Annotated in this window: 19 protein-coding genes; 6 read left to right on the top strand and 13 right to left on the bottom strand. The window is 44.7% G+C overall.

From position 1 onward, the window contains the following. The first annotated feature begins 167 nt into the window (after nt 1-167). Nucleotides 168-1,586 carry a 30S ribosomal protein S12 methylthiotransferase RimO gene (rimO, locus tag L2703_RS09250; protein ID WP_248970815.1) on the top strand — a complete coding sequence of 473 codons (1,419 nt, stop codon included), beginning with the start codon at nt 168-170 and terminating at the stop codon, nt 1,584-1,586. Between the two features lie 113 nt (nt 1,587-1,699). On the opposite strand, the gene L2703_RS09245 is transcribed toward rimO, so the two are convergent. Both L2703_RS09245 and pmbA read right to left on the bottom strand, forming a co-directional pair. Further along, entirely contained in the window at nt 1,700-3,070 is a 1,371-nt protein-coding gene (locus L2703_RS09245; protein WP_248970814.1) for a hypothetical protein, read from the bottom strand. A gap of 226 nt (nt 3,071-3,296) precedes the next feature. Next, nucleotides 3,297-4,676, bottom strand: coding sequence for a metalloprotease PmbA (pmbA, locus tag L2703_RS09240; protein ID WP_248970813.1), 1,380 nt, complete (start codon nt 4,674-4,676; stop codon nt 3,297-3,299). Between the two features lie 147 nt (nt 4,677-4,823). On the opposite strand from pmbA, the gene yjgA reads away from it, so the two are divergent. From yjgA to L2703_RS09215, 5 genes are all read left to right on the top strand, one after another. Next, nucleotides 4,824-5,357, top strand: coding sequence for a ribosome biogenesis factor YjgA (gene yjgA / locus L2703_RS09235; protein WP_248970812.1), 534 nt, complete (start codon nt 4,824-4,826; stop codon nt 5,355-5,357). A gap of 46 nt (nt 5,358-5,403) precedes the next feature. Next, nucleotides 5,404-7,875, top strand: a complete 2,472-nt coding sequence (locus L2703_RS09230; RefSeq protein WP_248970811.1) for an Ig-like domain-containing protein — start codon at nt 5,404-5,406, stop codon at nt 7,873-7,875. A gap of 198 nt (nt 7,876-8,073) precedes the next feature. After that, nucleotides 8,074-8,475, top strand: a complete 402-nt coding sequence (locus L2703_RS09225) for a hypothetical protein (protein WP_248970810.1) — start codon at nt 8,074-8,076, stop codon at nt 8,473-8,475. A gap of 320 nt (nt 8,476-8,795) precedes the next feature. Further along, complete coding sequence (locus L2703_RS09220; protein ID WP_248970809.1) at nt 8,796-9,686, top strand: LysR family transcriptional regulator; 891 nt, start codon at nt 8,796-8,798, stop codon at nt 9,684-9,686. Nucleotides 9,687-9,870: 184 nt separating this feature from the next. After that, nucleotides 9,871-10,383 (top strand): tetratricopeptide repeat protein, encoded by a 513-nt coding sequence (locus tag L2703_RS09215; RefSeq protein ID WP_248970808.1) that lies wholly within the window; start codon nt 9,871-9,873, stop codon nt 10,381-10,383. A 145-nt stretch (nt 10,384-10,528) separates the two neighbouring features. Here L2703_RS09215 and L2703_RS09210 read toward each other — a convergent pair whose 3' ends face one another. The 11 genes from L2703_RS09210 to mreC all read right to left on the bottom strand — a co-directional run bounded on the left by L2703_RS09210 (nt 10,529) and on the right by mreC (nt 25,746). Beyond that, nucleotides 10,529-11,677: an ABC transporter permease gene (locus L2703_RS09210; protein ID WP_248970807.1), complete on the bottom strand. Its 1,149-nt coding sequence runs from the start codon at nt 11,675-11,677 to the stop codon at nt 10,529-10,531. After that, nucleotides 11,674-12,846, bottom strand: coding sequence for an ABC transporter permease (locus tag L2703_RS09205; protein ID WP_248970806.1), 1,173 nt, complete (start codon nt 12,844-12,846; stop codon nt 11,674-11,676). Before L2703_RS09205 ends, L2703_RS09210 begins: the two co-directional genes overlap by 4 nt. A 21-nt stretch (nt 12,847-12,867) precedes the next feature. Continuing rightward, nucleotides 12,868-13,854, bottom strand: coding sequence for an HlyD family secretion protein (locus tag L2703_RS09200; RefSeq protein ID WP_248970805.1), 987 nt, complete (start codon nt 13,852-13,854; stop codon nt 12,868-12,870). Continuing rightward, a complete protein-coding gene (locus tag L2703_RS09195) occupies nt 13,841-15,271 on the bottom strand; it encodes a TolC family protein (RefSeq protein ID WP_428848653.1) in 1,431 nt (476 codons plus the stop codon). The genes L2703_RS09200 and L2703_RS09195 overlap by 14 nt, the downstream gene beginning before the upstream one ends. A 214-nt stretch (nt 15,272-15,485) precedes the next feature. Further along, nucleotides 15,486-16,934 (bottom strand): metalloprotease TldD, encoded by a 1,449-nt coding sequence (gene tldD / locus L2703_RS09190; protein WP_248970804.1) that lies wholly within the window; start codon nt 16,932-16,934, stop codon nt 15,486-15,488. A gap of 58 nt (nt 16,935-16,992) precedes the next feature. Further along, on the bottom strand, nt 16,993-17,829 hold the full coding sequence (locus tag L2703_RS09185; protein WP_248970803.1) for a carbon-nitrogen hydrolase family protein: 837 nt from the start codon (nt 17,827-17,829) through the stop codon (nt 16,993-16,995). Further along, on the bottom strand, nt 17,753-21,916 hold the full coding sequence (locus tag L2703_RS09180; protein ID WP_248970802.1) for a YhdP family protein: 4,164 nt from the start codon (nt 21,914-21,916) through the stop codon (nt 17,753-17,755). The genes L2703_RS09185 and L2703_RS09180 overlap by 77 nt, the downstream gene beginning before the upstream one ends. Continuing rightward, entirely contained in the window at nt 21,916-23,406 is a 1,491-nt protein-coding gene (rng, locus tag L2703_RS09175) for a ribonuclease G (protein ID WP_248970801.1), read from the bottom strand. Before rng ends, L2703_RS09180 begins: the two co-directional genes overlap by 1 nt. 82 nt (nt 23,407-23,488) lie before the next feature. Next, nucleotides 23,489-24,076: a Maf family protein gene (locus tag L2703_RS09170; RefSeq protein WP_248970800.1), complete on the bottom strand. Its 588-nt coding sequence runs from the start codon at nt 24,074-24,076 to the stop codon at nt 23,489-23,491. 45 nt (nt 24,077-24,121) lie between these two features. Beyond that, a complete protein-coding gene (gene mreD, locus L2703_RS09165) occupies nt 24,122-24,613 on the bottom strand; it encodes a rod shape-determining protein MreD (protein ID WP_188739627.1) in 492 nt (163 codons plus the stop codon). Then, on the bottom strand, nt 24,610-25,746 hold the full coding sequence (gene mreC, locus L2703_RS09160; protein WP_248970799.1) for a rod shape-determining protein MreC: 1,137 nt from the start codon (nt 25,744-25,746) through the stop codon (nt 24,610-24,612). The genes mreD and mreC overlap by 4 nt, the downstream gene beginning before the upstream one ends. Nucleotides 25,747-25,807: the final 61 nt, after the last annotated feature.

Raw genomic sequence — 25,807 nt, 5'->3', positions numbered from 1 at the left:
ATAACGGCGTGACATCTATGGGTGTCACGTCGTTTTTATTTATACTGACACACCTATTTGCAGTATAATTTTCAACCATGGTTACTCTATACCTTTCGCGACATTCAGGTATAATCCGCCAACATTTTTATGCCGACGTTATCCGTTAACTTTATGTGTGAGATCTTATGACTGTTGAAACCTTTACACCCAAGCAAACAACCACCCTCGATATCCCAGTAAAAACCCTTGAGGCTCACAGCACAAGCACCCCAAGCACTGGTAATCGAATCGGTTTTGTTTCATTGGGTTGTCCTAAAAACTTAGTCGACTCAGAACGGATCCTCACCCAACTTCGCACCGAAGGCTATGACGTAACCAACAGCTATGACGATGCTGACTTGGTTATTGTCAATACCTGTGGCTTTATTGACAGCGCGGTACAAGAGTCGTTAGAAACCATTGGCGAAGCATTAGCTGCCAACGGCAAGGTGTTAGTCACTGGCTGTTTAGGCGTTAAAAAAGACGAAATTGTTGAACTTCATCCTAACGTGTTAGGTGTAACAGGCCCTCACGCCTATGATGAAGTCTTAAAACAAGTGCACTTGCACGTTGAAAAACCTAAACATAATCCGCTCATTGATTTAGTACCAGATCACGGCATTAAGCTAACGCCTAAGCATTACGCCTATTTAAAAATATCTGAAGGCTGTAATCACCGTTGCACTTTCTGCATTATTCCATCCATGCGCGGTGATTTAGACTCTCGCCCTATTGGCGATGTATTAGGTGAAGCGCAACGTTTAGTCAACGCAGGCGTAAAAGAGCTATTAATTATTTCGCAAGACACCTCAGCTTATGGTGTGGATGTAAAACATAAAACCGCATTTTGGGATGGTATGCCCGTTAAAACCCATATGCAGCAGCTTTGTGAAGAATTGGCCAAACAAGGCGTATGGGTGCGCCTGCACTATGTGTACCCTTATCCGCATGTGGATGACATTATTCCATTAATGGCTGAAGGTAAAATTCTGCCCTATTTAGATATTCCGTTTCAGCATGCCAATAAGCGCATTCTAAAATTAATGAAACGCCCTGGCAGCTCTGACAAAGTATTAGAACGCATCGCTAAATGGCGCGAGATTTGCCCAGAGCTTGTGATCCGCTCAACCTTTATTGTCGGCTTCCCTGGTGAAACCGAAGAAGAATTTGAAGAGTTATTAGACTTTTTAGAAGAAGCCCAATTAGACCGCGTAGGTTGCTTTAAATACTCACCAGTAGAAGGCGCTAAAGCTAACGATTTACCAGACCATGTACCAGAAGATGTGATGGAAGACAGATTACAACGCTTTATGGCGGTACAAGCCCGCATTAGTGCCGAAAAACTGCAAGCTCGTATTGGCCAAGAGTATTTAATCTTAATTGATGAAGTGAACACCGAAGGTGCAATTGGTCGCTCATACATGGACGCGCCAGAAATTGACGGCAAAGTGTATTTAACCGACGAGTTTGACGTGCAACCAGGCGATCAAGTTTGGGTGCAAATTATTCATGCCGACGAGCACGATGTGTGGGGCGTTAAAGTTGACGATGATGAAGACGAGTAAACTTGAGCGATTAGCGTCATAGCGCATTCACCTTATAAAAAAGCCGATATCACAGATATCGGCTTTTTTCATGACTCACAATAAGTGAACGATTTCACCAAGTGCGTATGTTTTTATTGTAACGATGTTAATCTGTGGCCTAGTGCGCTTTCTGTATCTGGGGTCAGTACAAAAGTAAAGTTGCTACCACCACTAATGCTCATAGATTCTGATTGATACACCAAAGTTTGAGTACCATTGTCATCTTCATACACTATGTTAATTTCATAGTCATCCTCTGGCAGAGTTAAGCTCTGTTGTTCAACAAAGTCTAAGTCTGACAACGTGTACTCAGCTGTTTCAATGGTTTCTGAGTCACGCACAAAGTACACAGTTAAGTCATCGTAATCATATGATAAGTTTACAATATCAACTTTATATTCGTATGCACGTGGACGTAAATCTTGAGAGATAACCATGCCTTTAACTGAACTGTCGGCTTTTTGGTAAATCAGTAGTGATTTAACATCATCTTGGTTAAAGGTCACCAATAAATTATCAAACAACTTGGTTTTACTGGTGGCGTCTTTAACGGTAATACCGTAATCATTAAACGAGGTCGATTGATAATCTGTCACTGCAAATGGGGCAACATCATATAAATATTGCGTTTCTTGTTTGCTGGTCACATCGACATCAATACTTTGAGTTTGCAGTCCGTTAAATACTCGGTAATCTGCCGTTGCCTCTAGCGCAGCATAGCTATCTACTGTCGTGGTAGAATCAACACTGTCGATAGTCACTTTAATGTCGCCTGCACCAAAGCTGTTACGAATTAATAGTTTGTAAACTGTTTCAGTCGTTAAATCCATGCTCCCTGTGGTATAAACCACGTCTTTAGTGCCCGCTGTTGTGAGGTACACTATGTAATCGTCGGTATCAAGCACTGTAGAATCGGTATAAGTGCCATAAGATGCGCTACCTATCATCACGGCTTCATCAATCGTTTGAGTATCGAGTGAAATATACGCATCAAATGTACCTGCGTCTGTCGCCACATTGGCAACCAAGACTTGCATTTTACTGTATTCGTAATCGTCATCCGCGTTAAGCTCATCCATCTCATCACGGTTGTAATTGATATCCAGTAATAATGGGTCTAAATAATCACCATATAACACAAACAGATGGTTATCATCGGTTTCTAACTCAACGGTATCACTGTAAACCGTTACCGTTTCTCCGTCTTCATCTTGGCCATAAATCTCTAAATCGGAACTGCCAACACTGTAGCCATAACGCGGCATAGCGTCAGCAAAATCAATTGCTGTATAGGCGTAATCATCGAGCACTAAGGATGTTGATGTACTGTTAGATGAGGCATTGTAATATTGAACATAAGCAACATCGCTGCTACTGCTATCAGAACTATCAGAACCACACCCTAATAGTACCGCTCCAACCGTTGACATTATTATCAATCGGCTTACTTTCTTGTTAAACATAATTACTCCGTTAACCGCTTAGCTACATTTGCAGTATTATGACTCTTTGTATGCGTAAACGACTGTCAAGAAAGGTAAAGTAGATATATAAAGGGTCAAGATTGGCGATTTTGGTTATAAAAAGACCTCTTACCTGCCGATAAGAGGCCTTATAAACCGAAATGAGCGTTAGCCTACAAAAAAATGGCCGCCTTACAAAACGAACATTGGCTGAAATTGTAAAAAATTAGTTACCTGCAATCTTCATTTCGCTAAGCAAAATCCCACCGGTACGAATTGATGAGCGCAAGTCACGATCTTTACCTACCCCCTGAATCCCTTTAAACATGTCTTTTAAATTACCCGCTATGGTAATTTCTTCGACGGGGTAAAGTACTTCTCCGTTTTCCACATAAAAGCCAGCCGCGCCGCGCGAGTAATCACCGGTCACACCATTTACCCCTTGGCCCATCACTTCTGTCACTATCAAGCCAGTGTCCATTGCCTTAACTAGCTCGTCAAACGTTTGATTTGTGTGGCTTAATGTCCAGTTGTAAATGCCTCCAGCATGGCCTGTGTTGGTCATGCCGAGTTTACGTGCCGAGTAACTGGTTAATAAATATGTTTCAAGGTTGCCACGATCAATAATGCGGCGATCTTGTGTGCCAACACCTTCACTGTCGTAATTAGCACTGGCTAAGGCGCCCAGTAAGTGCGGTTGCTCCTCAATGCTAAACCAGTCAGGAAATATTTGTGTATGCAGTGCATCAAGTAAAAAACTCGACTTACGATAAATACTGCTGCCACTAATTGCGCCAATTAAATGCCCCATTAGGCCTGTTGCAATTTCGGGGGCAAATAAGACTGGCATTTTAGCTGTAGCGATTTTACGTGCATCTAAACGGCTTAAGGTTTTGTTTGCCGCCTGCTGCCCTACTGACTCGGGTGCCAGTAAATCTTGGTATTTACGCGCAACGGTGTAATCATAATCGCGCTGCATGTTGCCATCTGACTCTTCACCAATCACCACACAACTTAAGCTATAGCGCGAGCTGCAATAGCCGTTCAAAAAACCATGGCTGTTACCGTACACTTTAGCCGCAGTGTGCGCATTGGCGGTCGCACCATCTGAATTGCGAATTCGGCTGTCAACAGACAAACTGGCCGCTTCGGCACGAATAGCCAATTGCGCTAGCTCTTGTGCATTAATATCTTGAGGGTGATAAAGCTGTAAATCGCGAATATGTTGCGCCATTAAAGCGGGATCGGCTAAACCACTAAAAGGATCTTCTGAAGTGTATTTTGCGATACCATCAGCCGCTCTTACTGCTTCGCGAATGGCTTGTGGACTTAAATCAGAGGTTGATGAGTTGCCTTTACGACCATCACGATAAACGGTAATGCCTAACGCACCATCTTTATTAAATTCAACCGTTTCAACCTCTTTATCACGCGTCGACACCGATAAACCTTGCTGCTTACTAATGGCGACTTCTGCTGCCGTTGTACCTAATGTTTTCGCGTACTCTAATGCAACGGCCACGGCATCTTTAAGTGCCGATAATTCAGAATCAATTCTTGGGGTTGGTTCACTGGCGCTAGGCGCTGAAGAAGGATGAGAAGCCACAAATTTACTCTTTAATTAGTCTAATTGCCGCTAGCATATCAAATTAAAAAGACGATTGATAACCAACCCGATACCTTGAATAAAATCTGCATATTCAATGCCAAATAAATGCTATCATTAACACATATTGACTCGAGGTTTAAGACTATGAAGATTGTTGGCGATTCTGAACACTTTCAGCAGCCCTATGATAATGATGACGAATACGTCAGCAGAACTGGATTTAAAAAAGAAAGCGAAGAAGCTCAAGCCCTTGGCATGCGCTTGGTTGCATTAAGTAAAACTCAGTTAGATAAAATGGATTTAGATGAATTTCTTTATGATGCCATTTTAAAATCTAAATTGATCAAACAAAAAACCGAAGCGTATCGCCGCCATTTGCAATACATTGGTAAGTTGATGCGTGGTTTTGATCACGAACCAATTCAAGCAGCACTAGATAAAGTGTTGAATAAAAATAATAATGAAGCCGCTCAAATACAAATTTTTGAAAAAATGCGCGAGCGTTTATTAACTAATGGTGATGATGAAGTGCAGGCTTTATTAGACCAGCACCTACAATTAGACCGCCAAAAATTACGTCAATTGATCCGCCAAGCAAATAAAGAACTTGCTAAAGGCCCTGAATCGAAGTCGTCAAAAGAGCTGTTTAAATATTTAAGATCTGAAATCAAAGACTAACGTTTATTTATAAATTATCTGAATAACGAAAATAAGGATATTGCTAATGCGGCTTGAAACAACGATACGTGCACTTTTTCTATCTCTTGCTTCAATGTTGGTATTTACAGGTTGTAACGGTGCTGCCGAAGGCACCGATTCAGATACATCAGAAGACAGTTACAACTTGTCGGTGAGCTATCAAAATGTGGTCAATGGCCAATGCGATACCATTACCGACAGTTTACTTTTTGACCTCAACGACAGTGTGTGTGCTGTAGCCAAACTCACATTAGGCGGTGCTAATGTAAGCGGCGCGCTTATTGAGTTCAGTACAACCAATGCCACTTTAAGCAATACCTCTGTTCTTACCAATTCGAGTGGCATCGCAACCACTTTTATCAGCTCCACCAGCACAGAAGCAGGCACGCTAAGCGTAACGTATTCCCCCGACAGTGCAGATACAATCAGTGCCAGCCGTAATTACCAGTTTAAAGAATACACCACCACAACCCCGGTAGAAGCGGTTAACTTTTCGGTTTCAATTAGTGACACTAGTGGCGTAATTACCCGTTTTAATGTTGGCGATACAGTACAACTTAACGCACAGCTTACTGACAGCAGCAACCAAGGTATTGCCAATAAAATTATCACTTTCAACGCTGGCAGCGCGACCTTAACCCCCACAACAGCACTCACCACCAATACGGGCATTGCCACATTACGCTTTACCCCTACCGATGCAGAGTTAGGCGCAAGCCTACTTACTGCCTCAGTAGAGTATGAAGGCACAACACTCACAACTACCAGTGCATACGAAGTGCTCGCCTCTGCCGAGGTCATCACTGAAGGCACGGTAAAAATGGGGGCTTTTGATGCTAGCGGCACCTTTGTAGAAAACACCTTAGGCACCACCTTAACGGCGGATGCTAATGGCAAATACACCATTAGCGCAGGCGGAACATTTGGCGTTACAGCCACCATAGTCACAGAAACTGCAGACGGCAGCATTACTCGTTTACAAAGCCCAACTAGCATTAGCTTTAGCTCTGATTGTTATGCCAATGCAAATGCCAGTTTAGATTCGCCAGTAACCACATTATCTGGTTCTGCAAGTTCAACGTTTACGGATACCAGTTGCAGTGGCAACAGTGAACGTAGCGATACCATAGTGGCAACAGCAACCGTTAACGATGTCAGTTTAAGCGCTAGCCTGCCATTTACATTAGCACGCCAAACACTTTCAAATATAAGCTTTGTGTCAGCAGAGCCGACTCAAATCCGCATTAAAGGTTCTGGTGGCACCAATACAACAGAGTCTTCTTTAGTAACGTTTTTAGTGAGCAGTGCCAATGGTCAACCGGCTGCTCAACAAGAGGTTGACTTTAGCCTTGATACCACAGTAGGTGGGTTGCTATTTTCTAATGGCGACACTACAGACAGCAGCATTACCAATTCAGAAGGACTGGTGAGTGTGAGAGTGCAAGCTGGCACTATTCCGACCCCTGTTCGCGTAATGGCATCAACGACCGATGCCGACACCGGCGACACGATTACCAGCCAATCAGAACAACTCACTGTGAATACAGGACTGCCACAACAATTGGGCTTTAGTATTTCAGCCTCAACATCAAACCCTGAGGCTGGTGATTACAATGGCGAAGATGTCACTATTACAGTGTATGCATCCGACAGTTTTGGTAACCCCGCGCCAGATGACACCACGGTTAACTTTACGACTGAAGGTGGCCAAATTGAGCCGTCATGTAGCATCGTAAGCGGGACATGTAACGTGACCTGGACATCTACCTCACCACGAGTAAGCGATCACCGTATTACCATTTTGGCTTATGCCCTTGGGCACGAGACCTTCTTTGACACCAATGGCAACAACATGTTTGATGATGAAGATGGTAGTGCAGTTGATGGCTGTTTAAATGGCACAACATCTGAGCCCTGTAGCGGTAACGGTATGGACATAGAAACCTACCATGACGGTGGTTTTGTTGATTTACCAGATGCCTTTAGAGATGACAATGAGTCTCGTACTTACGATTCAGGTGAGCGGTACTTTAATACAAAATCAAGCGACGGATACCAAGGCGCTGACAGCGTATTCAACGGCCCACAATGCCAAGGTAGCTTATGCGACAGCACGGCCATAACAACTTATATCCGTAAAGCCCTGGTGTTAACTATGTCAGGCTCAACTGCCAACATTATTGTTCGCCAAAATGGGACTGTGATTAATGGCACTGGTTCTGATATCGCCAATGGCAGTACAGAAACATTTAATGTGCAACTGACTGACAGCGCTAACCAAATCTTACCGGCAGGCACAACGTTAACGGTAACAAGCACTTTGGGTGACTTACTGTTTGACGGTTACACAGTACCGAGCATGAACGCCGCTGGCGGCACCTCAACCTCATTTACCCTTAAAAATGAAGATACATCGGGTTTAAGCCAGGTAACCTTAACCGCCACAACACCAAAAGGGGTTGTCACCACACAACGCTTTTTTGTGACCTTGTTATAAAAATTATCAATAACAAACAAGCCTGCTGAATAAGTAGGCTTTTTTATTGGCATTTGCTAATAAGTTGTTACAATAGCGTCCGAAATACGGTAAACACAGGTGTTTCAGTCTCCTCTTGCGAGAAACCATTATAAACAGGGCTAGTTTATTAATACGAAAGACAGGCAAACGTCTCTCGACGCATACAAAGGAACAATAATGCGCAAACTTTATGTACTTTCTACCTTAACCGCAGGCGTGCTTCTTACTGCTTGTGCCGCTAAACCACCTATCGTGGCACAAAATAAAACGGTTGTAGTCAATGATCAAACTATCATCTTTGGTGGTATTTACGACAAAGAGAAAAAAAAGCTGCAACTTATTGCTAATGGCGATGCCATTATGCAGGGCCAATTTCCACCAATGACACCAACACAACATCTTAACGCAAAATACAAAGGTATGGCTGTTAAGGGCGATTGCTACTTTGGTTCCGTTTTAGGCGATCAAGGTGGTGCTTTTGGCGTAGTTGCGAGTATCGTGCAGTCAGCAAAAAACAGTACGGCTGATAAGTGCGACATCTTTATTGATGGCGAGCAAAAAGAAACACTTTATTTTTAGTCAATAACACATACTAAGCCCTAGCCCTGCTTAATTTGTCTGAACAACATTGCACCACTGCGGTGCACACACGCCTGTACGGGTCACCAACTCGGCTCAACAAGCCCAAGCCCAATTACTTAACACATTGTTTTAAAACATATTACACTATGGTCTGATCTTTGCTGCAATCATGATGAACCCACTAGATAACGGTTAATATCGCTGTAGTGGTCAATTTGAGTTAAGTGGCCAATGTGAGTTATTGCTCATCATCCACCAATAATTGTCACTTACCCCTTTTACTCTATGCAAAATCATTTATTGTTATTGAGAATTAAATGCTCCCTTTACACACCTCAATGCGCGGTTTACGCTGTTTTTGCGTAGCGGCCGAATGTTTAAGTTTTAAAGAGACAGCACAAAAACTGTACTTAACGCCATCAGCGGTTAGCCATCAAATTAAACAACTTGAAGAAACACTTAACCAAACGCTCTTTATTCGCCAAACTCGCGCAATCGCATTAACCGAAGTAGGGGCACGCTTTTATCAAGCCATCGAGCCTGTTATGCAACAACTGGTGCATACTGTTAGCGAGTTTAATCAGTCTGATCGTATGCTTGAAGTCAGCATTTCTATGCCAGAATTTTTCGCCAGTGAATTATTTATGCCAAAACTGATTGGCTGGTCATCTAAATACCCTAATATCAATTTAAAACTTGAAACCATTAAATCACGCAGTGATGTGATTAAGCACACTGATGTGTCGATTATGCTGTCGGGCAAACAGCAAGCGAGCGACGATGTGTACGATTTATTTCCTATCACTTATATTCCTGCATGCAACCCCAAGCTTCACAGTGAGCTGTCTTCTCAAGGTTTTAAAGCCCTGACAACTGTTCCACTCATACTGCATAAAGCCAGGCCTTATGCCTGGCATCAATGGGCCGAAAATATCGGGTATGAACAATTTAAACCCAAGCAAATTATTCAATTAGACAGTATGTTCAGCGTTGCCCGCGCAGCAGAGCAAGGGCTTGGCGTAGCGTTAATTCCCTTGCCCATAAGCCAAGCCTGGTTTGATAACAACACGCTAATATCGCTGTTTCCTCACCCGCTGTATAGCCACGACCGCTATTACCTTGTCCGTCACACTAATGAGCAGCACCGCCCCGAAGTGCAACTCCTTATCGAGTGGATCCTCAAAAGCTTTCACGACCAAAGCCACTAGCTAACGCGGTTAAGTCACTATAGAACATGCATCAAACTCATTGAATAACTGCTTAACTACCTCTTTATGTATAGTTGAATTTTTTTAACCCATTAATGCGTTTTTTATCGTTTGTCGCTGCCATGTCTTTTCACTAAAGTTCACCTGTAGCGCGGTGCTACACTCAATCACAGGGAGCAACATCATGAACAAGAACATCGTTAAGGGCTTAATCAGTGCCACATTATTACTTACAGCATCTAGCCATGTCATGGCTGACACTCAAGGCCACAACATAAGTAGCACAGCATACAAAATGGTTTTAGTTGAAGATGTGCCAGGTATGACAGCATTGCAAGCAGGTCATATTGAAGAAGGCTTAAGCGCGACGTTATCAGCAAGCAAATATACTGTAGATGACTATTCTCGCTATGTGAATTTATGTGCAGGTTACGTACAAATGTCTGACATGGAAAAAGCAGAAAAAGCCTGCAGTGCTGCGGTAAAAAGCGCGCGCTCATTAGTGGCAGTTCCATCTATGTCTGTGCGTGCATATGCATACAATAACCGCGGCATAATGAAATTAATGAACAACGATAACCTGGGTGCATTAGCAGACTTTAAACGCGCAGCTAAAGTCGATAGCAGCGGCATTTATAAGCATAATCTTGAGCGTTTAGAAACAGCATTAAATTCAGCGCAAACTGGAGTACTATAATTGGAGATTGACCAAAAAACCGTTACGGTTCACGTCAATCAGTTTATTTACCTTATAGGTAACTCATATCTCAGTGAGAGTGATGAAATAGACAGGTCAATCACATGATACCTGTCTATTTTTATTATGTTAACTTGCCGCCAGTTTAGCAATTAATGGCTGTAGCCTGCTTTTGTTTTCGGGCAACTGCGATAACAGCTACACACATAAATACCGCAAATAACCCCCAAAGCTGTAACCATTTAGGCCATATTGCTAACCAGCCGGCACCTAATTGGTTTAACTCTAGCATCCCCATAATCGCTGGCACAGCAGGGATAACTTGCGAGGCCATCACCAAAGGCTCTGGGATCAAGGCAATGGGCCAGACAAACCCCGACACAAAGAGTACCGGCATCGACATGATTAAGTACAATTGAGTCGGTAAATCTCGCCTCATAAATACACAGCTCAACACAATTCCAAGTGCGCCTGTTGCCAGTAAAAAAGGCAACATAAACAAAGCGACCTGGGCAATAGTGGCAGCCACACTAACCTGATACCAATAAAAACAGTAGCCCAAATAAAAACTACTGAGCACACTATAAATCAGTACAAAAACGCTTAATCGTGCCACAACCAACTGGCTAGGGCTGACCTCTTGCCAATAGCCTTTTTGACGCCATTGGCTTGCGCCTAAAATGCCCGTACCGATTAATAATGTTTGGTGCAAAATAAGCAAAAAGAGTCCGGGCACCACATAAGGGGTATAACCTAAGCTGGAGTTAAACGCAGGTACAGAGTTAAGCGTAATAGAATTAATACTTTGCTCCGCTAATTTCGGGTTTTGCCCTCGGGCAAGCAAACCAATAAGCTGCACCTGCTTACTGGCATCAACTCCAGCAGCGACTAGCCCCTCGGCCACCGCAGAATAAATTAAAAAATAACTGGCATCGCCGCCATAACTTAACGTGGCGCCTTTTCCTAACAGTAAGTCACGCCTAAAGTTGGCAGGGATCACTAATAACCCATGGGCTTTCCCTTCGCGGATCCAGGTTTGTGCTTCATCAATACTGCCCAAATTAGCCAAAATATGGATCTTCGCGCTGGCATCGGCATGGCGAGTCACTAATCGGCTCAGTGATGAATTATCGCGATCAACCACCACCACTTGTTGCTCGGTCGGCACCTGTTGTAAATAAGGTAGCGGATACAATACTGAATAAAATAACACGCCACCAAATAAGGTCACAACAATGGCCTTGTCGGCTAAAATAGCTTTACACTCAGCAAGCATTAACTGCCATAAGTTCATTGACTTGCCTCCTGATTAGCGAGTGCTACATTGGCTTTGTCATGCGGATTTTTTTTGCCGTGATAAGCTAAAAACACAATGATAGGCAGCAAGAATAAATAGCCCCAGTATGAACCTATCTGCGCTAATACTTGAGGCAACTGGACACCATAGCTAATCACGCTGACATGGGAATCGATATAATGGCTCGATGGCATCACTAAACGCCACCATTGAGCAAGTAAGGGCATATCATTGACAGGAAAGGTGATGCCCATAAAAGCAAAGGCGGGGGCAAATAAGGCAGTGCAAAAACTCACGCTACGCGCACTCTCTCGCATGGCCATAAAAATAACCAACACCAATAACCACAAGGCCAGTAACATCGCCAGTTGTGCCAGCACTAAATCAAGCAAATTACCTGCGGCGGGTAAGCCGAGATAATGATACAACCACAATAAAATAAACCCGCTATGCAGGAGCATAATGGGGCTGTAAAGCAGGACTTTGGCCACAATCAGTCCGCCGATATTACTGGGCAAATAATAACGGTCTTGATAAAAAACAAGCTCTTTATTTAGGCTATTAACAAACACCAGCATTGATAATAATTGCCATAATGCAATCAAAATGGGCGGCACTAAAAAGCCGACGTAATTGTTATTACGATTAAATAAAGCCGTCGTTTGGTTGGTTATTGGCGTCAGACTGACATCGACAGTGGCTTTATTGGCACCGTTGAGTAACAACCGCTGCTGGCCTATGTGAGTCAAGCCTTGTGCAAGGCTGAGCTGCAATTGACTGGACAGTAATTTACCCACCAGCAAAAACTGGCTGTTGTAACGGATTTCAATCGTGGGGTGATGACCCGTGAGCAGATCTTTTTTAAGCTGATGAGGCAATACGACCATGGCGTACACTTGAGCTTGGCGCATGGCATCTATTGCTTGTACTTCGTTGGCAAATGACTGCGGAGCAATGACAGAATTGGCAGCAAGTTGGCGGCTCAGCATACGGCTAATTTGGCTGTTGTCGAGGTCCACTAACGCGACAGGTAGCTGCCGTGGTAAGCCTGCACTAAACAGCCACCATAGGGCTAACACACCAATAAGCGGAATATAGCTCACCAATGCAAGCTGCCATGGTGACTGCCACAAACTATTGAGTTCTCGCTTAATTAACTGTCTCATCATTAAGCCTTGTGATGTGGCTTATTGGTCAAGTGTGTCGATACGAAATAATACCGACATACCAACACGCAAATCTGCTATGGGTTGCTTTGGTGTTAACTCAACTTCAAAAGTACGCATGTCAAAATCATGCCCGCTTTCAGTTGAACGCCAAGTCGCAAAATGCCCCATAACGCTAATATGCGATACCACAAATTCAACCTCTTGTTGTAAGGCAGGGATTGATAACCTTAAGGTTTGATCTTGCTTAAATTGGCTTAACTGATCTTCACGTACCTGCATAACGGCCCAGACATCGGACATATCAATAATACTCACCACAGGGAAACCACTGGGTACAAGCTCGCCAGCTTGGAGCAACACGTCACTCACCTCACCCTGCCTAGGCGAGCGCATTTGGCTATCGGCCAAAATGGCATTCACTTCTTTTACCGCGCCTTCAGCCATACGCGTTTGCCCTGCTGCTGCGGCTTTGGTTTCGCTGCGGGCCCCTTCTTGTGCCATTTGATACATGGCATAAGCGGCTTGTTCAGTATATTTAGCAGCTTGCCATTGGGTGTAGGCTTCATCGCGTTTTTGCCTGGCGACCACACCTTCATCAAACAAATTTTCGACCCGTTGATACGTTTTTGCGCTCAGTTCTGTCGCCGCTTTTGCTTTACGCCACTGCTCTTGTGCGGCGGTCACTTCTTGCTGTCTTGCCCCGTTATTGGCCTGCTGTTGCATCGCGGTTGCGGCATCTAACCCACCTTGAGCTTGCATTAATTTAGCGTCTAATTCTGGGCTGCTTATGGCATACAAAATATCACCCTGGGCGACAACATCGCCTTTGCGCACTAACACCTGCTCAACACGTCCAGGAACTTTAGAGGAGATATTATATTCACGCGCCTCTATCTGCCCTTGAAGTATCATAGGTTTAGGGGTAAACGCCAACATGACGCCATAACCAAGCAGTAATATTAACAACAGCAATGCCAATACTGCGATAATCCTATTCGTGCGCATGTGAAGCTCCCTGAATTTGAGTGCGATTAACATATTCATCTACTTGCCCGCTCACGGCCATAACTTTGGCATACGCTTGCATATAACGATACTTAGCACCTAGCTGTTTTGTTTTAACCGCCGTTAAACTCAGCTCTGCATCCACACGGTCAATAGAGGTTGATAGCCCTTGGTTAAATGCAAGCTCACGTAAGCGAAGGTTTTCACTGGCAAGGGCAAGTGAAACATCGAGCGCGTCAACTTCTTCTTTTGCTTGCAACATTTGTCGGTAACTTTGATCAATCAGTAAGCTTAAATCTTGTTTCGTTTGCGCTTTGGTATATCGCGCTTGCAGTAATGCGCTTTTAGCGGCCAACACTTTGCCACTGCGCCCATCTCGGCTAATTAACGGAATACTGACACCTACCCCAACCATCCAATCAGGCTCTACTTGAGACAATAAGCTGTCATCTTCATACAAGGTATAATTACCGTATAAATACACGGTTGGGTAATAACCACCTTTTTCTAAATCAACCAAACCATTGGCTTGCGCCTCTTTTGCTTCAAGCAGTTTTAGTGCGGGATGCTCGCTTAAGGTGAGCTGGCTTAAACGCGACAAGGTTGGTTGTTGTTCAAGCATAAAGATTTTAGTGCTTGGGTTAACCGTGGGCACATGTAACATTCGCGCGAGTGCAATTTCGGCCATCTCGTATTGACGTTTAGCCTTACCCCAATCGACTTTGGCATTTTCAAGTGCAACTTGGGCATTGAGGCGTTCGACTTTGGCAATCTGCCCCTGTTGCTCAAGCTTTTCTGCATGCGCAACATGCAGGCGTAATGAATCCACCAGCTGTTTTTGGGTGTCGGCTAAGGTTTGCGTTACCGATACCGCATAGTAGCGGTCAACGAGTTGTAAAAATAACTCACGCTGAGTTAATGCAAACTCATGTTCTGACTCCAACACTTGCGCGGCATGAATCCCTTGCGCAGCGGTAATACGGCCACCGGTGTAAATTGGCCACATGGCTTGTAAGCTGCTACGAAATACCTCTTGTTCGGTAAACGGCGTAACATACATAGAACTGGGAATGGTGGCTAACACCTCAGTGATTGCACTCGGTAGCGTGCTAACATCGAGCGATGCCAGTGGATTTAAGTCTTGTAAATCTAATTCTATTGGTTTTTCTAGGCGGGTATAGCTTGCGGACACATTTAATGATGGGTAATTTAACGCATCACCTGCATCTTCTTTTGCTTTGGCTCGGTTAACTTGTTGATATTTTGCCTGTAACTGGTCGCTTACTTGCAATAATTGCGACCATGCCTTTGCAAAATCCATGGTTTCAGCACAAGCTGCACTGTTGTATGCTAACACAGTGAGACTTAGGGCCGCCCATCCAAGAGCCCTCGCAGGACGCCAAAAACATCGAGTCATAACATTCGTTGAAACCATAACCACCTCTAGAGCTTTTACTCTATTCCTTGATGAATTATACCCTGTATTGCAGTTTTTATCAGCACATTGCTGAGATCCATTGCACAAGCTTGATATTTGAGCAGCAAATCAAGTCATGGTTACACTGTGATGAGTTTGATGCACTTTTGCTGCCAAACTCATCCATTCGATTATATTTTGCGTTTAGCTCAAGTTACGCGGTTCCACCTACGGTTAAACGATCAATTTTTAAAGTCGGCTGACCCACACCCACTGGCACACTTTGACCGTCTTTACCACACACGCCAACGCCTTTATCTAACGCCAAATCATTACCTACCATTGAGATTAATCCCATGGCTTCTGGGCCGTTACCAATTAAGGTGGCCCCTTTAATGGCTTGAGTGACTTCACCGTTTTCAATTAAGTATGCTTCTGAAGCTGAGAATACAAACTTGCCAGAGGTAATATCAACTTGCCCGCCACCAAAGTTAGGCGCATAAATACCTTTTTTAACCGACTTAATGATGTCAGCGGGGTTAGACTCACCCGCATTCATGTAAGTGTTGGTCATGCGTGGCATAGGTAAGTGTGCATAGGATTCGCGGCGACCATTACCGGTTGGTGCCTGGCCCATAAGCCGCGCATTGAGCTTGTCTTGCATATAGCCTTTAAGAATGCCATTTTCAATTAAGGTCGTTTTTTGGCTAGGCACACCCTCATCATCAATACTTAATGAGCCACGACGATGTTCAATTGTGCCATCGTCAACCACAGTAACCAAGGTAGAGGCGACTTGCTGGCCAACTTTACCGCTAAATGCACTACTGCCTTTACGGTTAAAATCACCTTCTAAACCATGACCAACCGCCTCGTGTAACAGCACGCCTGGCCAGCCACTACCCAATACCACGGGCATTTCACCCGCTGGCGCATCAATGGCATTCACGTTAACTTGTGCCTGGCGCACGGCTTCACGGGCAAATTCAAAACTCAGTGGCAAGCCGGCATCATCTGTTGCTAAAAAGACACTGTAGTCATGACGACCACCACCACCTGCACTGCCGCGTTCACGCTTGCCGTTGTCTTCTAAAATCACGCTGCAATTAAACCGCACGAGTGGACGAATGTCTGCGGCGAGCGTCCCGTCGCTGGCAGCAATTAATATCTCTTCATGCACGCCAGATAAACTCACCACAACTTGAATAATACGGCTGTCGAGACTACGGATATAAGCGTCAGCCTGTTTGAGCAAGTCGATTTTTTTGACTTCGTCCATTGCCGCAATCGGGTCGGCACTGTCATACAGTTTGTGCGCCGTTTGACGGCTAAATGCTTTTACTTTGTGTTGCTCACCGGCACTGGCAATACCCCGAGCCGCTTTTGCGGCTGCATCGAGGGCTGCGGGGGTGATTTCGTCGGCATAGGCAAAACCGGTTTTTTCGCCGGTGATGGCGCGCACCCCCACACCACGTTCAATATGAAAACTGCCTTCTTTTACAATGCCATCTTCTAATACCCAAGACTCGTGACGACAGGCTTGAAAATACAGGTCTGAAAAATCAATATTATGCTGATGAATGGTGTTGAGATAACCTTGTAGTCCGTCTAAGGTTAATCCATCTTGCAATAAGCTTTGCTCTACTTGGGTTAAAAATGGCATTCAAATTCTCTTTTATTAATCACTAACGCAAAGTGCGAATGAGGTCTTACGCGCCCACCTAAACAGGGGTTAATTGCGGCGCAATGAAACGATTATGGTCGATAACCGGCATTTGTTGGCGTATTCGTTGTAGCTCACTAAGCTCAACCTTGGCTTGTGCCCAACCGCACTCTGTAGCGCGCTCGGCAATGACTCTACCCCAGGGGTCAACTATCATGCTGTGGCCCCATGTTTCCCGGCTACCTTCATTATGTTGTCCCCATTGGCCAGCGCCCAACAAATAGCATTGGGTTTCGATAGCCCGAGCCTGTAACAATACTTGCCAGTGTGCCTCTCCGGTCACTTTGGTAAAGGCTGACGGCAGGGCGATATAATCTGCACCGGCAAGACGCAGCGCCCTAAATAAATCACCAAAGCGAATGTCGTAACAAATGGCCAGACCCACTTTACCAAAGGGCGTGTCAACGACACACAAATGGTTACCCGGATGAAAAGTATCGCTTTCACGGTAGGTTTTTGTGCCATCGGCAACATCGACATCGAATAAATGCAGTTTATCGTAATGACCTAGGGTGGCGCCATGATCATCAAAAAAATAACAACGACTCAATACCCTACCGTCATTGGCGCGCATCGGTATGGTGCCAGCAATTAAATACACTTGATATTGTTTGGCCAAATTAGCTAAAGCCGTTTTAAGCTCGCTTTGATGTTCGCTGCCAGCATACTGCAATTGCTGACTTTCATGGCCACCAAACAGTAAACAGCACTCAGGCAATACCACCAGTTGCGGCTCGCCAATCGTGCGCGGCAATACCTTAAGCTGCGAGTCGATAAACGCAAGGTTGGCTTGAACGTCGCGGCTGCTCTGGCATTGTAATAAGCTGATTTGCATATTGTGCTCCTTGTAGCGTCTCGACCTGAGAGGTATGAGCGGGTGTGTCGGTGGCCGGTGAGGTCTTGTTAGGCTGCGTATCTGGTGCTGCGCTATCACTATCCATCTTTTTTGAGTTTGGCCCCTGCTCTGTTGCCGCATCGATACTGGTTTCATCAGGTTGCGGTAAAATAGCTTTTGGAATTTCAATCTCTTTGCTTTTACGCTCTAATTCTTCAAGCTCAGGGTTGTCCATGGTGCCTGTCACCCTAAAACGAATTTCTGAAATCACTTCAATCACGGGCTCTAACACTTTTGTTAACGCAAAAGCTCCTAACCCCATAGTCCAAGCACTGGTGCTGAGTAACACCACGGTAGGCACACTCGAGGCCAATTGTGGCACAAAACGTATGTCGTAATTCAGGCTTTGAGTGGTTAAGTCAGTATACCCCCTAACCTTCATATTACCTGCTATGGCATCCATTTCTGTGTCAGTGGTTTTTACCACGCCATTATCTATCGTTAAGTTGCCCGTAAAGGTATTGAAATAAAGCCCTTGGCCAAACACATCTGAAAAATCTAATGACAATTTACGCAGTAATGAATCTAGGCTAAATAGCGAAAACACCCGCGCGCCTTTATCACTAATTTCAGATAGATGCCCTTTACCCAAATCAAACTTAATTTGGCCGTTTAATGTATCTAGCGAAAAATCATACGGCGCAGCCAACCATGATACTTTACCATTCAAATTGAGTGGCGCATCTTTCAGGCCGGGATTAATTCCTAATGTGGTTGATAATGTTTCAAAGTTTTCTGCCAGTAATTCAACATCAAACTCTGTGCTATCGAGGCCATCGACCAAAGACCACATCCCATTAGCCTGTAACGACAATGTGGGCTTAGTCAACGATAGTGTTTGAAACTGATAACCTTGCTCTGTGGGCAAACCATGTAAAACCAAATGCCCTAATGGTAGGTCGTAGGCACTAAAATCATCGACATCTATGGCCAATGTGGGTAATTGCGTGAGGATGCTTGTGGCATGTGATGCATCAATTGGTGTGCCTAACAGTGTTGTTTGTGTTGGCGCTGCGATATGAAGCTTTTTTGCCACGACCTTAATGCCTTGCTCACGCCAATTTGAATAAAAATCGATAACGCCGTCAAATTGTTGCGAAACGGCATCAAAACGCCAAGCATTGTCTGTAGGCTGTGCATCAAACTGTAATTCATCAAATGTCTGATTTAATGCCGTTAATTGGGCTATTTTTGCATGGATCCCTACCAGTAAAGGCAAAGCGGATGATGCATTATCATCGACAGGGACTGGCAAATTAGTGTCTTGATTAATCGGCAGTTCGGTGTCCGTTAAAATGCGATCGCGCACAGACGATGCAATAACCTGAGGTTCTGCGACCACGCTAAAACGCTGGATCAGTGGTAGCCATTGCTCTAATGCCACTTTCGGTAAGTCTAAATGCAAGTGCCCCTGTTGCTTTTGGAGTTTGTCGCCTACTTTAAAATGACGCCCAACCATGACATCGTAAAATGCTAATCGGCCACCATTATCAGCAGTAAACCCGCCCCAGAACTCAACATCGTTACCCAATTTAATGCTCAGTGAAGATTGTTTATTGTCGCCGATTAAATCTGCACGGAGTTTTTTAGGTTCATCAGCAGATTTGCTATATGGGGTTGGCAAATCAAGCGCGACACCGACCATGTCTGAACGAGCAGAGACTTGCAAACTGTATCCACTGGGATCAAAAATCATCGTCAACGCACCATCCCAATCAAGCTTACCTGTATACAAACCTGTCATGGGGTTGTGTAACTGGCTTGATAGGGTATCAAGATCCCAGCGCCCACCCATATTGACATTTAGAGCCAAGTGCTGGTTTTGTAGGCCAGTCTTCACACTGAAGCTTAAAGGTTGTTCAAACAAGGATGCTTGAATATTTTTAGCTTCAATTAATTGATTAACAAAGCTTACCTGCCCGGTTACTTTTTTCAAATCAAGGCCTGGCGTTGCAATAAATACCGGGTTGTCGGTTAAATTAACATGGCCTTTTATCTGTTGTTGACCACCATGGTACAACGGAATCGCCAAGTCTAAATTAATGTCAATCGGCCGCGTAATTTGCACTACATCTAAAGTAGCGCCCACCGAGCTTTTTAGCGGTGATTGGTTGATAACTTGAGTTGCCCCTTGCGCATCTGCGTTAATATCAGCCTCAACGCGTAATAATGATTGGCGACCCAATTGCGCAATCGACACCCTGGCACCATCGACAACCACGTTATCAAGCAAGCCTTGGTCTATGTGCAAATCCATCAAGGCGTTTTCAAATAACGCTGATAACGTTAACTCACTGACCGCTGGCCAATCAGGCTGAAACTTAAAGCGTCCATCTTGTAACGTAAAAGCGGCTTGAAATACACCACTGTGATCTTGGTAGGGATAACCGCTTAGTTCACCATGCCAAACGATTTGAGCTTGTTCAATGCTACCGGCTTTTAAACCGCCATTGAGGTATGACACTAAGTCTGGACTCATGGCCATTAAGGGAAAGTATCGACCTGCATGGGCAACATCATAAATACTCATTTGGGCAGCTAACGCCAAATGAGCACCGTCATTTAAGTCAAGATTGACTCCAGCTTGCACTGCAATATCGGCATTACGTAAACTGATGTTACCTATGCTGAGCCGGCGCTTAAGCAAATCGACACTGCCATTAATGGCTTCACCTTGTAATGCAAGGGGTTGGCTAAACCTGTCGCCAAAGTCAAATTGATAGTCTTGTTTTGGCAGTGTAAAACTTAACTGGTTATTGGCCCAGGTTAACGACAGGTCTATTGGATTTAAACCGGGTATAGCAGCGTATGCCTGCCATTGCAATTGTTCGACATTGGCGGTGGCGATTAACGGCTTTTGTGGGGCTTTATAAAACCGAATAGGCCCAATCGTACCTTGAGGGTTCAACTGCTGCCACGTATTTACCTGCGCTAAACCTAAGCCAGGAATGAGTGGTAACATGGGCTTTAATAAAGGCGGAATAAGCTGATTAATATAACCAAACATTTCCCCGTCTCGAGCAGCAAAAGCCATGTCTAACGACGGCCACAGCTGTTCATTGGTCGATAATGCTAAATCGTGACTGGCTATTTTCCAACCACCTTTCTCAGGTGTCCACTGTAACACACCTGACTCAATGGCAAATTTTTGTTGGGTATGGCTATCACGCCACTGCAACCAACTGGGCTTAAACACCAACATGCCATCACGAATTTGACGATTGGCAAAGGTCGCCCAAGCATCGAGATTAATCACGCCCTGAAACTCAATATTATCCTGATTGGCTTGTGCGCTGTGCTGACGAGAAGCCCATTCGCCTAAATCAAGTGAGTCGGCAGACACATATAATTGACCGCTAATCGAGTCGGGTTGGTAGCCGTCTCCAGTGAGATCAACTCGTAAGATTAATTGCTCGTTTTTAGACTCAAGTTGATCAACATGGATCTGCCCCTGTGCCTGATGACGATTATCACTGTTTTGCCATTCAAGGTTATCAATGTAAATGGGGCGATAGTCACTCTCGCTACTGAGCAACTGTATGGACGCATCTGTTATAGAAAAATGTGCTAACTGCTCCAACAGTAAAGCATAAAGCCAATCGACATTTGCTCCCGATTGCGGGTCTGCTGAACCGCCAGAGACTTGGTCAAGGTTAATAGCAATGCTCACGCCATCAAACTGTACTGATTCAACTTGTGGCGTTAGGGTAAAAAGAGACTGCCAAAAATCGAGTTTAATGTGAACGTTTTTGCTTATCACAGTCATCGGCATTAACGCTTGAGGCGGCAGGTTTAAATTTTTGATACTCAATGCTGGGCCAAAGGCTTGCCACTGCGCATTCAATTCATCCATTTGTACCTGCAATTGGTATTCTGTGTATAAATAATTAACCAGCTCGTGTCGAACTTCAGGTATATGTGGCAGCAATCCGCGAATAAGGCTCACAACCAGTGCAAATAACACCAGTGTAATGGCCAATATTTGCCAACAGATTCTGCTGATACTTGACGCCTGGTTCGTTGACACTACATCATCACCACATCATATTTGCTTTGAATATATAATGGCTCATTTTGCAAACGGATACGCTTACCAATATAGACTTCAAGCTCTGCCAACAAATGCGACTCATCACCGCTTAAGCTCATGTAAACAGCCGGCGAACAATACAGTAAAAACTCATCTGCTTTATAAGCTCGATTTAAACGTATAATTTCTCGGAAAATTTCATAAGATACGGTTTCAACCGTTTTCATGGTGCCCGTTCCCTGACACGATGGACACTCACCACACACCACATGTTCAAGGCTTTCTCGAGTTCGTTTACGGGTCATCTCGACCAAACCTAAACCAGAAAAACCACTCACACTGGTTTTAACACGATCAAGTGCTAATGCCGCATTTAAGCTTTCGAGCACCCGAGTTTTATGCTCATTATTTGTCATATCGATAAAGTCGATAATAATAATTCCGCCCAAGTTACGTAAGCGTAATTGTCTAGCAATGGCTTGAGTGGCTTCGAGGTTGGTATTAAAAATGGTTTCTTCTAGATTACGATGCCCAACAAATGCGCCAGTGTTGATGTCAACCGTTGTCATGGCTTCGGTCTGGTCAATAATTAAATAACCACCCGACTTAAGCTCTACTTTACGGCCAAGAGCGCGTTGCACTTCGTTTTCAACATCGTACAATTCAAATATGGGTGCTGGGCCTGCATAGTGTTCAATTTTATCGGCAATTTCTGGCATAAATTCTTGAGCAAACTGCTGTAACTCAGCATAGGTACGACGAGAATCGACCTGAATATGGTCAAGCTCGGTGCCAACAAAATCACGAATAATCCGCACAGGTAATGCCAAATCTTGATAAAGTAATGTAGCGCCTTTTCGTTTACGACGTTCGCTGACTTTAGCCCACACACGACGTAAAAAAGCAGCATCTTGTGCCAGCTCATCTTCACCAATATTTTCAGCAGCTGTACGAATAATAAAGCCGCCGTCGTCATCAACATAAGGTAAGGTAATATTTTTAAGGCGTTGACGTTCTTCTTCAAGCTCTATGCGTTGCGACACACCAACATGGCTAGAGCCCGGCATAAACACTAAATAACGTGAGGGTAAAGTGATGTCGGTGGTGAGCCTTGCGCCTTTGGTGCCTAGCGGGTCTTTGACCACCTGCACCATTATATCTTGGCCTTGGCGCACAAGCTCTGCAATATCGCGCACCACAAAGTTGCCTTTTTCAACATCGGCAACACATTCAGTATGAGGAACAATGTCAGAGGCGTGTAAAAATGCGGCCTTATCTAGACCGATGTCGACAAATGCTGCTTGCATACCGGGTAACACGCGGCTAATTTTGCCTTTGTAGATATTACCCACTAAGCCTCGTTTCATGCGGCGTTCAATGTGGACTTCTTGCAAAACACCGTGCTCAACCAATGCGACTCGCGCCTCGGTTGGTGTCACATTAATCAGCAGTTCTGTGCCTTTTTTGCGTTGTGCTTTTATGTTCATAGGCCACCAGTATTGAGGTCATGCTCCAATCGTAATGTTGACAGCAGTTGCACCACCGTATGAGACCGATTAAAGCAAAAGGTTAAGTTTGCTGCATCATGCAGGCTAATAATTCTCGAGTTTCGACTAACGGCAAGCCTACAACAGCAGAATAGCTGCCTGTAATAGACTCAACAAAGCAACCTCCTAATGCTTGAATACCATAGGCACCCGCTTTGTCCATTGGTTCACCGGTGGCCACATAGGCATCAATATCGGCTGCTGACAATTGGCAAAAACTCACTTGTGTCTTGCAAAGGCGATGAACAGTATGCTGACCATCTGTGATCGCAACTGCAGTCATCACCTCATGGGTATTACCCGATAACAATGCCAGCATTCTTTTGGCATCATCAACATCCACAGGCTTACCTAAAATCACCCCATTAAGCACCACTATGGTGTCTGAACCCAATACTTTGGGTTGATCAAACTGCTCGCTTAATGCCAATCCTGCCTGTGCCTTTTCGATTGCTAGCCGGCACACATACTCTTGGGCAAGCTCATTGGCTTTAGGCGTTTCATCAATGTCAGGAGCCACGACATGAAAGCGAAATTGCGCAAAGCTAAACCCCGCTTGCGCCAGTAGTTCTTTTCTTCTTGGTGAGGTAGAGGCCAGTACCCAAGTCATGTTAACTCACTCTATTTAGACGTTTAATTTGAATAAAACACCAGTTTAACGTACTTTATATCGACGACGGATGTTGCGTAAAATCCAAAATACCCACCACCATATAAACAAACTCGAAATGGCAGGTAAAAACATAGTTAAGTCAAATGGGGTTTCGCCTACAACGACAAACTGCACCCAGAATATCACCGCATGATAAACACAAATTAGTCCTGCAATCACCAGTGATTGTTGCCAGCGAGGGTAGTTACGTAAGCGTTGACATAACAGCACCACAATATAAATCACTAACGATAACGCAAGTGAACGGATACCTAATGTCGCCCCAAGCAACACATCGAGCATCACCCCCAACACCCAGGCCGTTAAGATGCTATATCTATGTGGCAGCGCCATGGCCCAGTACACCATAACCATTAATAACCAATCAGGACGCCAGTGTTCAACCATGCTAGGTAACGGCATGATCTGAAACATCATCCCAATAAAAATTGTTAGCCATACAACCAAACGACCGTTAGCGATGTGCGCACTCATTGATTCACCTCGCGGGCATTAGTTATCGGTGCAGTCGATGGCTGCTCCTGAACATTTGTCGTGCCAGCCTGGTTTTGTGTATTAGCCCCAGCCGGATTCGTGCCGGCCTGGTCTTGTGTATTAGCCGCTGCCGGATTCGTGCCAGCCTGGTCTTGTGTATTAGTTGCCGACGGATTCGAGACGGCCTGGTCTTGGGGCGTATTTACTCCAGTTGTTGAGGTCGCCTGCTGCCCTTGGGCTTGTTCGCTAACCGCCTGAGGGGTAGTTGGCGCATTTTTTTCAATAAGCTCAACTAAATCAGCTGGTAAAGTGAAGGGTTTGGTTTCATCTGGCCAAATTAATAGCACATATCGAATACGATCTAATGCGGCCAAGGGTTGCGCATTAATCACGGCATAGCTTTGGCCATCGTCTCTAGACACACTAATAACACGTGCAACGGGATACCCTTCAGGGAAACGATTACCCAAGCCAGAGGTCACTAATAAATCGCCTGCAATAATGTCGGTACTTTTTGCAACATGGCGAAGCTCAATTTGGTCAATATCGCCAGTGCCATTTGCTATTGCGCGAACATCATTACGGGTCACACGCACAGGAATGCCATGGGTGGTGTCAGACACCATCAAAACGCGGCTAGTAAACTCACTCACCTCTATCACCTGGCCGACGACACCTTGAGCATCCACAACCGGCTGACCGACATAAACACCGGTTTGTGAACCATGGTTTAACACCACAAATTGACGAAAGGGATCACTGGCTACTTCCATCACTTCAGCAACCACTTTACGAGAATCCATGTGCACAGGAGAACCTAACAGCGCTCGCAGGCGTTCATTTTCTTGGCGTACATGCTCAAATCGTTGTAACCGTTCAGACATCACTAATTGCTGACGTAATAACTCTTTGTTTTGTAACTCAAGCATATTGCGGGTAGCAAAGGCCTCAGCAGACCAATCTAGCATCACACCAGGCACATTGGCTAAATACTGCAAAGGACTCAACACTGATGACAGAGATTGACGGATAGGATCTAAGCGATGATTAGCGGCAAGCAAAGCCACCGACAATATAATTGCCAGTGTCAGTCTAAATTGATTAGAGACGCCACGAACGAAAATTGGTTTCATAAGTTGTGCGCGGCTTTGTTAGCAAAAGCGAGTGTTAACAAAGCCACTGTGCAGTTAATCA

The organism is Shewanella basaltis (genome assembly GCF_023283885.1).
Taxonomy (GTDB): domain Bacteria; phylum Pseudomonadota; class Gammaproteobacteria; order Enterobacterales; family Shewanellaceae; genus Shewanella; species Shewanella basaltis.
The sequence above is the reverse complement of the archived record's forward strand: the minus strand, read 5'-3'. Positions and strand labels throughout refer to the sequence as shown.

Coding starts and splice junctions, on each gene's coding strand:
- rimO (WP_248970815.1), top strand. CDS start 168: ATGACTGTTGAAACCTTTACACCCAAGCAAACAACCACCCTCGATATC.
- L2703_RS09245 (WP_248970814.1), bottom strand. CDS start 3,070: ATGTTTAACAAGAAAGTAAGCCGATTGATAATAATGTCAACGGTTGGA.
- yjgA (WP_248970812.1), top strand. CDS start 4,824: ATGAAGATTGTTGGCGATTCTGAACACTTTCAGCAGCCCTATGATAAT.
- L2703_RS09230 (WP_248970811.1), top strand. CDS start 5,404: ATGCGGCTTGAAACAACGATACGTGCACTTTTTCTATCTCTTGCTTCA.
- L2703_RS09225 (WP_248970810.1), top strand. CDS start 8,074: ATGCGCAAACTTTATGTACTTTCTACCTTAACCGCAGGCGTGCTTCTT.
- L2703_RS09220 (WP_248970809.1), top strand. CDS start 8,796: ATGCTCCCTTTACACACCTCAATGCGCGGTTTACGCTGTTTTTGCGTA.
- L2703_RS09215 (WP_248970808.1), top strand. CDS start 9,871: ATGAACAAGAACATCGTTAAGGGCTTAATCAGTGCCACATTATTACTT.
- L2703_RS09210 (WP_248970807.1), bottom strand. CDS start 11,677: ATGAACTTATGGCAGTTAATGCTTGCTGAGTGTAAAGCTATTTTAGCC.
- L2703_RS09205 (WP_248970806.1), bottom strand. CDS start 12,846: ATGAGACAGTTAATTAAGCGAGAACTCAATAGTTTGTGGCAGTCACCA.
- L2703_RS09200 (WP_248970805.1), bottom strand. CDS start 13,854: ATGCGCACGAATAGGATTATCGCAGTATTGGCATTGCTGTTGTTAATA.
- L2703_RS09195 (WP_428848653.1), bottom strand. CDS start 15,271: ATGACTCGATGTTTTTGGCGTCCTGCGAGGGCTCTTGGATGGGCGGCC.
- tldD (WP_248970804.1), bottom strand. CDS start 16,934: ATGCCATTTTTAACCCAAGTAGAGCAAAGCTTATTGCAAGATGGATTA.
- L2703_RS09185 (WP_248970803.1), bottom strand. CDS start 17,829: ATGCAAATCAGCTTATTACAATGCCAGAGCAGCCGCGACGTTCAAGCC.
- rng (WP_248970801.1), bottom strand. CDS start 23,406: ATGAACATAAAAGCACAACGCAAAAAAGGCACAGAACTGCTGATTAAT.
- L2703_RS09170 (WP_248970800.1), bottom strand. CDS start 24,076: ATGACTTGGGTACTGGCCTCTACCTCACCAAGAAGAAAAGAACTACTG.
- mreD (WP_188739627.1), bottom strand. CDS start 24,613: ATGAGTGCGCACATCGCTAACGGTCGTTTGGTTGTATGGCTAACAATT.
- mreC (WP_248970799.1), bottom strand. CDS start 25,746: ATGAAACCAATTTTCGTTCGTGGCGTCTCTAATCAATTTAGACTGACA.